The sequence below is a fragment of the Streptomyces sp. CBMA156 genome (genome assembly GCF_014596515.1).
GTDB lineage: Bacteria > Actinomycetota > Actinomycetes > Streptomycetales > Streptomycetaceae > Kitasatospora.
The window spans coordinates 17,911-31,777 of record NZ_MSJQ01000421.1; the positions used below are offsets into that span (position 1 = coordinate 17,911).

Consider the following 13,867-nt stretch of genomic DNA (forward strand, 5'->3'; position numbering starts at 1 on the left):
GAGAGGAGACGGGAAAAGGAGAGGGAGAGGGAGAACCGGACTCAGTTGTCCAGGATCTTCAGCTCCGGGTGCGCCGTGCCCCCCGCCAGCGCCGTGGAGGCGATGTGCGAGGCGACCCGCGGGTCGACCGGGTCGTTGGCCGGGTCGTCCAGCACCCGCAGGTGCTCGTACGTGGTGGAGCGCTGCGCCGGGACGCGGTCGGCGGCCCGGATCAGGTGGATCAGCTCGGTGAGGTTGGAGCGGTGCTTGGCGCCCGCCGCCGAGACCACGTTCTCCTCCAGCATCACGGAGCCGAGGTCGTCCGCGCCGTAGTGCAGCGACAGCTGGCCCGCCTCCTTGCCGGTGGTGAGCCAGGAGCCCTGGATGTGGGCGATGTTGTCGAGGAACAAGCGGGCGATCGCGATCATCCGCAGGTACTCGAAGACGGTGGCCTGGGTCGAGCCCTTGAGGTGGTTGTTCTGCGGCTGGTAGGTGTACGGGATGAAGGCCCGGAAGCCGCCGGTGCGGTCCTGCACGTCGCGGATCATCCGCAGGTGCTCGATCCGCTCGGCGTTGGTCTCGCCGGTGCCCATCAGCATGGTGGAGGTGGACTCCACGCCGAGGCCGTGGGCGACCTCCATGATCTCCAGCCAGCGCTCGCCGGACTCCTTCAGCGGGGCGATCGCCTTGCGCGGGCGCTCCGGCAGCAGCTCGGCGCCGGCGCCGGCGAAGGAGTCCAGGCCCGCCTTGTGGATCCGGGTGACGGCCTCCTCGATGGAGACGCCCGAGATCCGCGACATGTGCTCGACCTCGGAGGCGCCCAGCGAGTGGATCACCAGCTGCGGGAACTCGGCCTTGATCGCCGAGAAGGCGCGCTCGTAGTACTCCACGCCGTAGTCCGGGTGGTGGCCGCCCTGGAACATGATCTGGGTGCCGCCCAGCTCGACCGTCTCGGCGCAGCGGCGCAGGATCTCGTCGAGCTCCCGGGACCAGCCCTTGTCGCTCTTCGGCGGCACGTAGAAGGCGCAGAACTTGCACGCCGTCACGCAGACGTTGGTGTAGTTGATGTTGCGCTCGATGATGTACGTCGCGATGTGCTCGGTACCCGCGTAGCGGCGGCGGCGCACGGTGTCGGCAGCGGCGCCGAGGGCGTGCAGCGGCGCCGAGCGGTAGAGCTCCAGCGCCTCCTCCGGAGTGATCCGGCCGCCGGCGGCGGCCCGGTCGAGCACGGCCTTCAGGTCGGTGCTGGACGCATCGAGGGTGGTCGCTGCGAGCTCGGTCACCTGGCGGCCTTCTCTCTACTCAAGTGCTACTGGGGTACGGCCGAACCAGCCTACGCCAGCACATTCCGCGCCCCGCGTCAGCCCGCTGGACCAGGTCCGGAGCCGGTCCTGGCCCGGGTCCTGGCCCGAGCCCGAAGCTCGGTCCGCGACCGGGCAACCGACCCGGCCGACCGCCCCGGGCAGGCCCGGGCAGTCGGCCGCAGGAGCCCCGCCTACGGCCCCAGCGGCAGCGCGACCGGCTCCAGCAGCCGCACCGCGACGTCGGGGGCGAACCCGCTGTCGTGCGCGACCCGCCGGGCGAACTCGGCGACGCCGGTCAGCTGCCGCTCGCCGAGCGAGAAGTCGAGCGCCTCGCCGAAGTACCGCTCCAGCACGTCGGCCCCGAAGGTCTCCCAGCGGGCGGCCTGCTCGGCGACCTTGGCGGCCTCCACCAGCGACAGGTCGCGGGACTCCAGGAAGGCCCGGTGCACCGCGGCGGTCAGCTCCGGGGCGCGCTCGGCGAACTCGCGCCGCACCGCCCAGACCGCGAAGACGAACGGCAGGCCGGTCCACTCCTTCCACATCTCGCCGAGGTCGTGGACGGTCAGCCCGAGGTCGGCGGCCTGGCCGAGGTAGGCGCGCAGCGCCGGGTCGCCGATCAGGACGGCGGCGTCGGCCTCGGCGAGCATCGCGCTGAGGTCGGGCGGGCAGCTGAAGTACTCCGGGCGCACGCCCTCGCGCTCCTCCAGGAGCAGCCGGGCGAGCCGGACGGAGGTGCGGCTGGTGGAGCCGAGGGCGACCCGGCGTCCGTCGAGGTCGGCGAGCGGCACCTTGCTCACGATCAGGCAGGACATCACCGGGCCGTCGCTGCCGACCGCGATGTCCGGCAGGACCAGCAGGTCGTCCGCGTTGCGCAGGTACTCGACGCAGGTGATGGGGCCGATGTCCAGGGCGCCGTCGACGAGCTGGTCGCTCAGCTTCTCCGGGGTGTCCTTGGTGAGGTCCAGATCGAGCAGGTTGCCGGTCCTGGCGAGCCCCCAGTAGAGGGGGACGCAGTTCAGGAACTGGATGTGGCCGACCCGCGGCCTGACCGGGGTGTCCGCCGGCCCGGCCGGTCCGTTCCCCTGGGGCTCCCGCGTCCGCGCGTCCGGTGTTGGTGCTTCCGGTGCTGCCACTGCGCCGCTCCCTTGCTGTTCGTGCCTCCCCGCAGCGTATGCCTGCTGTTCCCGGTGGTTCGCACCGGCCACCCGACACGCCCTCACGCGTCCGGGACCGGCCTTTCCACACCCGCTTCCGCCCTTACGACACGCGGCTTCCACGCCTCAAGTGACCTCTGGTCGTCACAGCTGCCGCATGCTAGCGTTGCCCTCAGTTGCAGTTTGATTCCCCTTGCAGTACTTGAAGCCTGCGGAGCATGTAACCGCAGGCTTTTTGTAGTTTTTCAGCAATATCGAAAAATTTCGGACTCGTCCGGAGGCAGGGCGATCAGCGCAGCGGACCGGGTGTCACACAGTGTGGCCCCCGACACGCATCGCAAGGAGAACGGCATGGCTCAGGGAACCGTCAAGTGGTTCAACGCTGAGAAGGGCTTCGGCTTCATCGCCCAGGATGGCGGCGGCCCCGACGTCTTCGTTCACTACTCCGCCATCAACGCGAACGGCTTCCGTTCGCTGGAGGAGAACCAGACGGTCACCTTCGACGTCACCCAGGGCCCGAAGGGCCCGCAGGCGGAGAACGTCACCGCTGTCTGACCATCCTCTGATGATCTGATCGCTCGGGACCCGACCGGGTCCGTCGGCGGCTCCCGACAGCCGCCACCATGAGCACAGGAGCAGTACCCAAGGGGGCCCGCCCATCGGCGGGCCCCCTGCCTTTTCGAAAGCCGTGCCGGAACGCCAACCCGGAACGCCAACCCGAAACGCCAACCCGGAACGTCAGCCCGGGGCATGAACCCGGGCATGAGTCCGGCGTGAGTCCGAAACATGAGTTCGGACACGGATTAAAGGAAATGCGGAAAGGGCCCCTCCCGTCACCGGGAGAGGCCCTTTTCCTCATGTCGGTCGAACGCCCCCTCAGACGCGCGACCGCACGTTCACCTTCAGGCCACGGCCGGAGCCGCTCCGCCGTTCCCGCCGGTGGCCGGCTTCACGTCCTCGTCGTACAGGTCCGCGGAGGGGTTGTTGTACGCGGCGACGTCCAGGATCTTCTCCCGGGCGGCGACCACGATCGGCACGACGACCTGGCCGGCGACGTTGGTCGCGGTGCGCATCATGTCCAGGATCGGGTCGATGGCGAGCAGCAGGCCGACGCCCTCCAGCGGCAGGCCCAGGGTGGACAGGGTCAGCGTCAGCATGACGATCGCACCGGTGAGCCCCGCGGTGGCGGCCGAGCCGACCACCGAGACGAACGCGATCAGGATGTAGTCCCTGACGCCCAGCTCGATGCCGAAGACCTGGGCGACGAAGATCGCGGCGATGGCCGGGTAGATCGAGGCGCAGCCGTCCATCTTGGTGGTGGAGCCGAACGGCACCGAGAAGGACGCGTACTCGCTCGGGACGCCGAGGCGCTCGGTGACGCGGCGGGTGACCGGCAGGGTGCCGACCGAGGAGCGCGACACGAAGGCCAGCTGGATCGCGGGCCAGGCGCCCTTGAAGAAGGGCAGCGGGTTGAGCCCGGCGGCGAAGCGCAGCACCAGCGAGTAGACGACGAACATGACCAGCGCGCAGCCGAGGTAGATGTCCAGGGTCAGCGTGGCGAAGGGCTTGAGCAGGTCCCACCCGTACTTGGCGACGGACTTGCCGATCAGGCCGAGGGTGCCGAGCGGGGAGAGCCGGATGATCCACCACAGGGCGGTCTGGGTCAGCTCCAGCACGGACTCGCTGAGCTTGAGGACCGGCTCGGCCTTGGCGCCGAGCTTGATGATCGCCGCACCGACCACGACCGCCAGGAAGACGATCTGGAGCACGTTCACCTTGGCGAAGGCGTCGACGATGTTGGTCGGGAAGATCCCGGTCAGGAAGTCGATCCAGCTGCCCTTGGAGTCGAGCGCCTTCAGGCCCTCGGTCTTCAGGTTGGTGCCCTTGCCCGGGTTGGTCAGCAGACCCAGGCCCAGGCCGATGGCGACCGCGATCAGCGAGGTGATCATGAACCAGAGCAGCGTGCGGGTGGCCAGCCGGGCCGCGTTGGTCACGTTGCGCAGGTTGGCGACGCTCACCACGATCGCGGTGAACACCAGCGGCGGGACGGCCAGCTTGAGCAGCTGGACGAAGATCTTGCCGATGGTCTCCAGGGTGGTGGCCAGCCAGGAGATGTCGGCGGCGCGGGCCAGGTAGCCGAGGCCGACGCCGAGCACGAGGCCGGCGACGATCTGCACCCAGAAGGGCGTCTTGCGGATGCGGGCGAGCACGGACGGCGACGAGGTCGCCTCGGGCGCTGTGGACATGGGGGAGCGTCTCCGGGGGAGGGCGTTGCTGACGGTGAGGTGTGGGGCGGAGCGGGCGGCACGGCGCGGGGCCGGACGGGAAGCGTCCGACCCCCGGTCAGGGGCGTGCCGCCGCGGTACAGCTCAGGGGAGTACAGCTCATGGCGCGACAACGGCGCGGGCTGTCCACAGCGCCGGCCGGAGCACACGGGCGGGCGGCGCCGGGCAGTGGGCCCGGGCCGTTCATCCGCAGTGCGTCCGAGGCTGTCATGGCCGATACGTTAGCAGTAAAGGTTTGAGATGTTCAAAGTACTTGTTTGAGTTCACGCGGAATCCCTGCCCGCCCGGGCCGCGCCCCGAACCTGCGGTCCGGACACGAACGAAGCTGACGCACCATCAGATCGACCCTGTGGCCCGATTGACCGCTGAGCAGTTATACGTATAACTTTGACGGCGTCCCCGCCCCCGCCTGCCCACTCCGGAGAACGCCGATGGGCTACCTCGCCCTGCTCCGTGCCCCGCACGTCACCCGTCTACTGCTCGGCACCCTGCTCGGCCGGCTGCCCGCCGGCATGACCGCCCTCGTCATCGCCCTCGCCCTGCGCGACGCCGGGGTGGCGTACGGACGGGTCGGGCTGGCCACCTCCGCCTACGCGATCGCCGCCGCCGTCGGCGGTCCCGTGCTCGGCCGGATCGTCGACCGCACCGGACAGCCACGCGTCCTGATCGCCTCCGCCGTGGTGGCCGGCGGCGGGTACGCGCTGCTCGCCCTCGCCCCCGGCTCCGCGATCGCCGCGCCGGTCGGGGCCGCGATCGCCGGCCTCGCGATGCCCCCGCTGGAACCCTGCCTGCGCTCGCTCTGGCCGGACGTGGTCGAGGAGAAGCAGCTCGACACCGCGTACGCCTTCGACTCCGCGTCCCAGCAGACCCTCTACGTGGCCGGGCCGCTGGCCGTCGCCGCCATCTCCGGGCTGTTCAGCCCGGTCGCCGCGCTCTGGGTGGCCGCCGGCCTCGGACTGGCCGGGGCACTGATCGTGGCCACCACCGGGCCGGCCCGGTCCTGGCGCGCCCCGGCCCCGGAGCAGTCCGCCGGACTGCTCGGACCGCTCCGCTCCCCCGGCCTGGTGCTGCTGCTGGTCGGACTGGCCGGGGCCGGCTGGGCGGTCGGCGCCCAGAACGTGCTGTTCATCGCCTACGCCGAACAGCACACCGGCACGCTGCCGGGCGGCGGGGGCACCCTGCTGGCACTGGCGGCGCTCGGCGGCCTGCTCGGCGCGCTCGCGTACGGCGTGATCAAGTGGCGGCAGAACACCGCCACCCGCACCTGGATGATGGCCCTCGCGATGGCCGCCTGCTACCTGCCGCTGGTCGCCCTGCCCGGGCCGTACCCGATGGCCGCGCTGGCCTTCCTCTCCGGGATCATGCTGGCCCCGCTGCTGGCGGCGGCGTTCGTGCTGGTCGCCGAACTGGCGCCGACCGGCACCGTCACCGAGGCCTTCGCCTGGCTGGTGACGCTGTTCGCCACCGGCAACTCGCTGGGCTACGCCGTCTCCGGCAAGCTCGCCGAGGACTCGCTGCGCCCGGTGGCGCTGTGCGCGGCCGGCGGGATCGCACTCGGCGCGCTGCTGCTGTTCGGTGCCCGGCGCTGGTTCCACCCGGCGCCGCTCGTCCCCGCCGCGCAGCCCGTCCCGGTGGGCTGACCCACACCCCCCACGAACGACCGCGCCCACCGGTGGTCTGGCCGGCGGGCCACCCAGTTGGAGCAATATGGGCGAAAAAGAGCCACCCTTCGGTGACGGACCGTGATCAGTGCTGCGAGGCCGCGCCAGCCGGCGCCGTGGAGGAGCGCAGCACCAGCGAGGTGGCCAGCGGCGCGACCGGCGCCACCCGCTCCCCGCGCAGCAGCGCCGCCAGCGCGGCCGCGCCCGCCCGGCCCAGCTCCTCGCCCGGCAGGTCGACGGTGGTCAGCGGCGGGGCGAGCAGCGCCGCCACCGCGACGTTGTCCATGCCGACCACGGACAGGTCCTCCGGGACCCGCAGCCCCAGCTCGGCGGCGGCCTGGTAGACCCCGGAGGCGACCACGTCGTCGTCGCAGATCACCGCGCGCGGCCGGTCGGCCCGCTCCAGCAGCCGGCCCGCCACCGTCCGCGCGGCCCGATGGCCGTCGTTCAGGCTCACGCCCAACTCCACGACGTCCAGGTCGAGTTCGCGGACGGCCTGCTCGAAGGCGGCCTGCCGGACGCGGAAGGTGTACGCGGCGTGGCTGGAGCGCAGCCGGCCGATCCTGCGGTGGCCGAGCGCGGCCAGGTGCTCGACCGCGGCGCGCATCCCGCCGGCCACGTCGAGCTCGACGGTGGGACGCGCCCGGTCGGTGCCCGGGTCGGCGTCCAGGAAGACGGCGGGGGTGTCGGCGGGCAGCTCACCGAGCTGGCTGTCGTCCGGGGAGCAGATCAGCAGGCCGTCGAAGCGGCCGGCGGTGGCGGCCTCGGTGAGGGTGGCCCGGCCCCAGCCGGAACTGACCACGACGGCCAGGCCGTTGCGTCCGGCCTCCTCGTGGACGCCTTCCAGCACCCGGCCGAAGAACGGCCCCTGGAGGTTCGGCACGGCCAGCAGGACCATCCCGCTGCGGCCGAGCCGCAGCTGGCGGCCGGCCGCCTGGGGACGGTAGCCGAGGCTGCGGGCGGCCTCCCTGACCCGTTCCCGGGTGGCCTCGGAGACCCGCCGGCCGGCCTCGGCGCCGGAGAAGACCAGGGAGACGGTGGCCTGGGAGACCCCGGCGAGCCGGGCCACGTCCCGTCCGGTGGGCCGGCGCACGGGGGCCGGCCAGGTGCCGGACGCCCCCTCGGCGGGAGGCGGCCCGGACGACGAACCGGCCGAAGGACCGGTCGGCGAACCGGCCGAAGGACCGGTCGGCGAACCGGACGAAGGTTCGGAGGGCGGTTCCGAAGGCGGCTCGGACGGCGCGGAGTCTCGGGTGGCGGGCACGGCTGCTGGAGTCGGCGGTGGTACCGGGCTCAGCTCTGGCCGGCGGCGGCCGCTCGGGCGGCGTCGTCGGCGGCGTCCTCCTCGGCGTTCTGGGTGGCGATCCGCTCGGCGGTGCGGTTGCGCATCCCGGAGACCTTGCCGCTGATCTGGGCGGACATCTCGTCGCGCTGCCTGCCCAGCAGCGCGTAGCTGAGCGGCGCGGAGGCGAACGCGGCCAGCAGGAACAGGAAGATCACGCCGGCGTCGCCGCTGACCGGGATGATCCCGAAGTGCCCGAGCAGCAGGGCCACCAGCAGGCAGCCGAGGAAGATGCTGACCCGCAGCGAGGTGTAGCGGAGCGTGGCGTGCGACTTCTCCGGGCCGTTGCTGGGCACTGGACACTTCCTTCTTCGTTGCGCCGGGGCGGGTTCTCCAGTCAAGCATGCCTGACGGCCGGGGCGGGGCACGGGGCACCGGATCCGGCCCGCCCCGCCCGTCCGGGGCCGCCGTCAGCGCAGGTCGAGCCACATGGTGATGTCGTCCCGGTCGTCCCCCGGGGCGACCCGGATCGCGGCCGGCACCCGGCCGACCTCCCGGTAGCCGCTGCGGGCGTAGAACCGCTCCAGCCCCTGGCCGCCGCGCGCGGTGAGCCGCAGCGACTCCAGGCCCCACTCCCGCGCCACCCGCTCGGCCTCGGCGAGCAGCCGGGCACCGTGGCCGTGGCCCTGGAAGTCGGGGTGCACCATGACCCGCTTGAGCATCCGCCAGTGCTCCATCAGGCCGAAGCGCATCGACTCGAAGAACAGCACGCCGACCAGTCGGCCCGTCCCGCTCTCGTGGGCGACCAGCAGCCGGTCAGGGCCGTCCGGCTCGACCCCGGCGAACTGGTGGTCGGCGGTGTCCCAGACCTCCTCCTCGGTGACCGGCGCCACGAACCCGACCGCCCCGCCGGCGTTGGTGACGTCGGCCCACAGCCGGACGACGTCCGTCCGCAGGTCGGGGTCGAGCTTCGGGTCCAGGGTGAAGATGAGCGCCATGGGGCGGAGCCTAGACCTCCGGTGCGACGGCCCCTCCGGAAGCCCCGGCGCCGCGCTCCCGTGACGGCCGCCCCGGCTGTGCCGCCGTCACCGGAGCGCCAGGTGTGCCGTCACCGGAGTACCGGCTGTGCCGCCGTCACCGGAGCACCGGCGCCGGCCCCTCGGAACGCGCGGTCCGCAGCGCCAGGCAGAGCCCGACCGCGACCACGCACAGCGCGCCGGCGCCGTACCAGGTGACGTCGTAGTTGCCGAGCGCGTCACGGGCCAGCCCGGCCAGCCCGGCGACGACGGCCGCGCCGATCTGGTGGGCGGCGAGCACCCAGCCGAAGACGATCGGGGCGTCCTCGCCGAAGTGCCGGCGGCAGAGCGCGACGGTCGGCGGCACGGTGGCCACCCAGTCCAGGCCGTAGAAGATCACGAAGGCGAGGATCGGCGGCTGGAGCGAGCCGGCCAGCAGCTGCGGCAACAGGAGCAGGGACAGCCCGCGCAGCCCGTAGTAGACGGTCAGCAGCAGCCGGGAGTCGACCCGGTCGGTGAGCCAGCCGCTGAAGACGGTGCCGAGCACGTCGAACACACCGATCAGGGCGAGCAGGCTCGCGGCGGTGGTGACCGGCATGCCGTGGTCGTGCGCGGCCGGGATGAAGTGGGTGCCGACCAGGCCGGCGGTGGTGGCGCCGCAGATCGCGAAGGAGGCGGCCAGCAGCCAGAACGCCCGGACCTTGGCGGCGTCCCGCAGCACCCGCAGCGAGCGGGCCAGGGCCCGGCCTTCGGCGGCCGGCGCGGGAGGGGCCTCGGTCGCGCCGTACGGGAGCAGGCCGAGATCGGCCGGGCGCTCGCGCATCAGCAGCAGGACCGGGACGGCGACGGCGCTGGCGGCGAGCGAGACCACGACCACGGCCGAGCGCCAGCCGTGCTGCTCGACCAGCCAGGCGCCGACCGGCAGGAAGACCAGGTTCCCGGCCGCTCCGGCGGCGGTGAGCACCCCGGTGACCAGGCCCTGGCGGGCCTGGAACCAGCGGCCGGTGATGGTGGTGGCGAAGGCGCCGGCCATCGAGCCGCTGCCGAGGCCGACCAGCACGCCCCAGCAGAGCACCAGTTGCCAGGGCTCGCGCATCAGCATGGTCAGTCCGGCGCCGACCGAGATGGTCAGCAGCGCGCAGACCACCACCAGGCGCACCCCGAACCGGTCCATCAGGGCGGCGGCGAAGGGGGCGGTGAGGCCGTAGAGGGTGAGGTTGACGGAGGTGGCGACGGAGATCGTCCCGAGCGACCAGCCGAACTCGTTGTGCAGGGCGTCCATCATCAGGCTCGGCGTGGAGCGGAAGCCGGCCGAGCCGAGCAGGACGAGCAGGGAGACGGCGGCCACCACCCAGGCGTAGTGCACCCGGGGGCGCCCGGACGGGGCGGTCGGTTCGGAGACGGGCGTGGGGACGAGGGCGCTGCGTTCGGTCACGCGGACGAGTGTCCCGGGGCCGCCCCGGGCCGGACGAGTGGCCTGAATGACATCTTTCGCAAGAATCGGGCCAGGGCCCGCGGTAGCCTGGCCCGGACCCACCGGCACCCGAGGGGACGACATGGCACACCTGGTCGCGGTACTCGCCCTGGAGGGCGTCATCGCCTTCGAACTCGGCATCCCCGCCCGCATCTTCGGCGGCGCCAAGGACCCGGCCGGACGGCCGCTGTACGAGGTGGCCACCTGCACCCTGGACGGACGGCCCGTCACCACCAGCGCCGACTTCCGGATCACCGTCGACCACGGCCCCGAACTGCTGGAGCGGGCCGACACGGTGCTGATCCCGGCCTCGGCCGTCTCCGGTCCGGCGGTCGCCGACGCCTGCTTCACCCCGCCTCTGGCCGCCGCGCTGGCCCGGATCCGGCCCGGCACCCGGCTGATGTCGATCTGCACCGGCTCCTTCGTCCTGGCCGCCGCCGGCCTGCTGGACGGCCGCCCGGCCACCACCCACTGGCGCTACACCGAGCGCTTCGCCCGGCTGTTCCCCCGGGTGCTGCTGGACCCCGACGTGCTCTACACCGACGACGGCGACGTCCTCACCTCCGGCGGGGTGGCCGCCGGGGTGGACCTGTGCCTGCACGTGGTGCGCCGCGACCACGGCAGCGCGGTGGCCAACGCGGTGGCCCGTAACTGCCTGGTGCCGCCGTGGCGCGAGGGCGGCCAGAAGCAGTACGTGGAGGCCCCCAGCCCGGTGGACTCCGGCGGCAGCGGCACCGCCGCGGTGCGCGCCTGGGCCGTGGAGCACCTGGACCGGCCGCTGGCGCTGCGGGAGCTCGCCGACCGGGCGGGGATGAGCGTACGGACCTTCACCCGGCGCTTCCGGGAGGAGACCGGCGCCAGCCCGGGGCAGTGGATCACCACCCAGCGCACCGAAAGGGCCCGGCAGTTGCTGGAGCGGACCGACCTGACGGTCGACCAGGTCGCCCGGGAGTCCGGCTTCGGCACCGCCGCCTCGCTGCGGCTGCGACTGCGCGGCCGGCTCGACGTCGCGCCGAGCGCCTACCGGCGCACCTTCCGCGCCCTCCCGGAGCACCCTGTCGCCGCGGGGAACCCCACCGCCGCCGGACTCCCTGCCGGGCGCGCTTCCTGAGCACCCCCTGGGAATCGACCTGCCGGTGGCCGGATCCCGCCGCTCCCCGGCGACGCATTGGATGGCGGCACGCCGCGCGCACCCCGAGCACAGCACGGCAAGCCGCCATCCAACCGCGGCGCGCGAGCCCTGAACCCGCGCCGCACCCTCCGCACTCGCCAAGGAGCAGGCCTCGCCCGGCTGCCGACGGTCCCCCTCGCTGGCGCGAACTTCCCTGGACAGCAACACCGCGGCGGTGGACGGACATCCCCTCGGCGTCCCCTCGCGACGGAGCGCCGCACCCAAGCGTGATCAGTCGGATACGTCACGTCAATGGGTAGTCCGAAATTCGGAATGGTTGCGTCACCTTTCGGCCGGTGATCGGCGCGGGTGATCGACCCGCCGGACGGCCGCCGCGAAAGCCGCTATTGCGCCAAAGCCGCCCAGTCGGCGTCGGCCAGCGGATCGGCCGGGCGGGCGTCGCTGCCGATCTCGCACCAGACCCGCTTGCCCGAACCGTCCGGGTACCAGCCCCAGCGCTCGCAGAGCAGCTCGACCAGCTCCAGACCGCGCCCGTTGGTCGCGTCCTCGTCCGCACCGGTGTGCCGCGGGGCGGGGGCGGCCCGGCTCGCGTCGGCGACCTCCACCCGCAGCGGGGCGGCCGGGCCACCCTCCTGCGGGCCCTCGGCCACCGGCAGACAGAGCCTCAGCACCGCCGGACAGCCGGTGTGCACCACGGCGTTGGTCACCAGCTCCGAGACCACCAGCACCACCGTCTCGGCCATCGGCGCATCCGGGTCCACCCCGTGGTTCAACAGCCGCGAGCGCACCCACCGGCGGGCCCGGCCGACCTCGGCGGGGTCAGCCTGCACCGCCAGCTGTACCTGAAGAACCTGCACCGCTCCACCACCCGCACTCGCAGTTCGGCCATAGTCCCGATCGGGCCGGCGGCCGGCGGGCCCTCGCACGTCGCCCGGCGCCACCCGGGCCGTACCCGGGCGACCGCCCGATCCGTCCGCCCGCGCCCACTCGTCCGCGCCGTCCCGTCGGTCGGGCACCGGCCGCGACACGAATACGCCTCAGGATGGGCGGGGGCACGGAGCGCAGCAAGCGCTTCGGGCATATTCCGGCGATCGGGCGACAGCGCGGTGCATACTGTCCCGCTCACTCTCGCGAGCCTCGTACCGGTGATCGTCCGGCCCGGGCCGACCCGCCGGTCCCGCAGTCGGGAACCTACCTCCGCGTGCCCCCGCCGCCCCGCCCGCCACTCGCGAACCACCCGTGCGACATATGTCCAGCGCCCTCGAACAGCGGCCTCGCCGGGCGGTCCCACCAGCCGACCGTCGCACCATCGGACGATCCGGTCCCGGGCGGACGTGCCGAGCCGTGCGGCGCGGCCAAGGAGCCCGGCGGGGAGGGGTGTTCACAAGGACGCGGATCCGCGAGGAAGGGTTCCGTTCTTGCCGGAATCGGCCCCGGCGCCGCCCGGCCGCAAGATACCGTTGGGTACGCCAGCGAACCCGGTCAGGAGGGTGGTTCCCGATGGCCACCCCGGAGCAGGCCCCGCGCTGGGACGAGCAGGTGCAGCGCCGCCTCGCCCGCGGCGAGGAGACCGCGCTCGGCGAACTCTACGACCGGCTCGCACCGATGGTGCACGGCCTGGCCGGACGGATACTCGGCGACCAGGCCGCCGCCGCCCAGCTCACCCGGGAGATATTCGCCCATGCCTGGGAGCACCCCGAGGACTTCGACCCCGACCGGGGCACGCTCCGCTCCTGGCTCGGCGCCCTGACCCACCACCGCGCGGTCGAACGGCTGCGGGCCCGGCGGGCCGCCGAACGGGCACCGGGCGCCGAGGCGGAGATCCGCGCCGTGGCCACCGCGGCGCGGGTGCAGTACGTGGTCGACTCCCTGCCCCAACCCCTGCGTGAGACCATCGCGGTGACCTACTACGACGGCCGCACCTACCACGAGACGGCCCGCCTGCTCGGCATCAGCGAGCAGGCCGCCAAGCAGCGGATGCGGCTCGGTCTGGAGCTGCTGGCCACCGAACTGGCCGACGAACGCGCCCGCCAGGACGGCGCCGGGAACGGAAACGGGAGCGGAAACGGGAGCGGGGAGACGTGAGCAGCACTGAGGAGCAGCACGACGCCCTGCGCTCGCTGCTCGGCGCGTGGGCCCTCGGCGCCTGCCAGGACCGCGAGGCCCGCGAGTTGGAGCAGCACCTGCACGACTGCCGGGAGTGCGCCGAGGAGGCGGCCCGGCTGCGCGAGGCGGCCGGCTGGCTCTCCCTGGACGAGCCGCTGGACCTGCCCGGTTCGCTGCGCCAGCAGGTGCTCGACTGGTGCCTGACCCGCCGTCCCGCCGAACTGCCCGTCCCCGCCTGGGGCATGCCGTACACGGCGGAGACCGCCAAGCTCGACGCGCTGCTGCGCGACCTCGGCCCCGAGGAGTGGCAGGAGGTGGCCGAACTGCCGTGGCACGGCGGCACCGAGCGGCTGCGGCCGGCCGAGGTGCTCGGCCACCTGACCGCGGTGGACGGCTTCCTGGCGGTCGCCCTCGGCCTGCCCGACCCGGTGCCGGCCGCTCCCGGCGTGCCCGCCGCGCCGGCCGGGCGACGGG

Annotated in this window: 13 protein-coding genes; 5 read left to right on the forward strand and 8 right to left on the reverse strand. The window is 73.2% G+C overall.

The window, feature by feature from the left end; genetic code table 11:
• Positions 1–41: 41 nt before the first annotated feature.
• Together mqnC and BU198_RS37425 are read right to left on the reverse strand one after the other, a co-directional pair.
• Positions 42–1,262 (reverse strand): cyclic dehypoxanthinyl futalosine synthase, encoded by a 1,221-nt coding sequence (gene mqnC, locus BU198_RS37420; protein WP_188301245.1) that lies wholly within the window; start codon positions 1,260–1,262, stop codon positions 42–44.
• 212 nt (positions 1,263–1,474) lie between these two features.
• A complete protein-coding gene (locus BU198_RS37425; RefSeq protein ID WP_317620486.1) occupies positions 1,475–2,311 on the reverse strand; it encodes a menaquinone biosynthesis protein in 837 nt (278 codons plus the stop codon).
• A gap of 477 nt (positions 2,312–2,788) precedes the next feature.
• On the opposite strand from BU198_RS37425, the gene BU198_RS37430 reads away from it, so the two are divergent.
• On the forward strand, positions 2,789–2,992 hold the full coding sequence (locus tag BU198_RS37430) for a cold-shock protein (protein WP_188301247.1): 204 nt from the start codon (positions 2,789–2,791) through the stop codon (positions 2,990–2,992).
• A gap of 347 nt (positions 2,993–3,339) precedes the next feature.
• Here BU198_RS37430 and BU198_RS37435 read toward each other — a convergent pair whose 3' ends face one another.
• Positions 3,340–4,683: a dicarboxylate/amino acid:cation symporter gene (locus BU198_RS37435; RefSeq protein ID WP_188301248.1), complete on the reverse strand. Its 1,344-nt coding sequence runs from the start codon at positions 4,681–4,683 to the stop codon at positions 3,340–3,342.
• A 470-nt stretch (positions 4,684–5,153) separates the two neighbouring features.
• On the opposite strand from BU198_RS37435, the gene BU198_RS37440 reads away from it, so the two are divergent.
• Positions 5,154–6,362 (forward strand): MFS transporter, encoded by a 1,209-nt coding sequence (locus BU198_RS37440; protein ID WP_188301249.1) that lies wholly within the window; start codon positions 5,154–5,156, stop codon positions 6,360–6,362.
• 106 nt (positions 6,363–6,468) lie between these two features.
• Here the strand turns inward: BU198_RS37440 and BU198_RS37445 are convergent, their stop codons facing one another.
• The 4 genes from BU198_RS37445 to BU198_RS37460 form a co-directional block, all read right to left on the reverse strand.
• The gene (locus BU198_RS37445) at positions 6,469–7,476 is read right to left on the reverse strand and encodes a LacI family DNA-binding transcriptional regulator (RefSeq protein WP_188301250.1); all 1,008 of its coding nucleotides are present in this window, start codon (positions 7,474–7,476) and stop codon (positions 6,469–6,471) included.
• Between the two features lie 200 nt (positions 7,477–7,676).
• Positions 7,677–8,021, reverse strand: coding sequence for a DUF4229 domain-containing protein (locus tag BU198_RS37450; RefSeq protein ID WP_188301251.1), 345 nt, complete (start codon positions 8,019–8,021; stop codon positions 7,677–7,679).
• A gap of 114 nt (positions 8,022–8,135) precedes the next feature.
• Entirely contained in the window at positions 8,136–8,663 is a 528-nt protein-coding gene (locus BU198_RS37455; RefSeq protein ID WP_188301252.1) for a GNAT family N-acetyltransferase, read from the reverse strand.
• 136 nt (positions 8,664–8,799) lie between these two features.
• Entirely contained in the window at positions 8,800–10,116 is a 1,317-nt protein-coding gene (locus BU198_RS37460) for an MFS transporter (RefSeq protein WP_317620485.1), read from the reverse strand.
• 121 nt (positions 10,117–10,237) lie between these two features.
• On the opposite strand from BU198_RS37460, the gene BU198_RS37465 reads away from it, so the two are divergent.
• A complete protein-coding gene (locus tag BU198_RS37465; RefSeq protein ID WP_188301254.1) occupies positions 10,238–11,266 on the forward strand; it encodes a GlxA family transcriptional regulator in 1,029 nt (342 codons plus the stop codon).
• Between the two features lie 404 nt (positions 11,267–11,670).
• On the opposite strand, the gene BU198_RS37470 is transcribed toward BU198_RS37465, so the two are convergent.
• Positions 11,671–12,144 carry an ATP-binding protein gene (locus BU198_RS37470; RefSeq protein ID WP_188301255.1) on the reverse strand — a complete coding sequence of 158 codons (474 nt, stop codon included), beginning with the start codon at positions 12,142–12,144 and terminating at the stop codon, positions 11,671–11,673.
• A gap of 643 nt (positions 12,145–12,787) precedes the next feature.
• Here BU198_RS37470 and BU198_RS37475 point away from each other — a divergent pair.
• Both BU198_RS37475 and BU198_RS37480 read left to right on the forward strand, forming a co-directional pair.
• Entirely contained in the window at positions 12,788–13,372 is a 585-nt protein-coding gene (locus BU198_RS37475; RefSeq protein ID WP_188301256.1) for an RNA polymerase sigma factor, read from the forward strand.
• Positions 13,369–13,867: zf-HC2 domain-containing protein (locus BU198_RS37480; protein WP_188301257.1), on the forward strand; the 499-nt coding region annotated here is incomplete at its 3' end. The genes BU198_RS37475 and BU198_RS37480, both read left to right, overlap by 4 nt.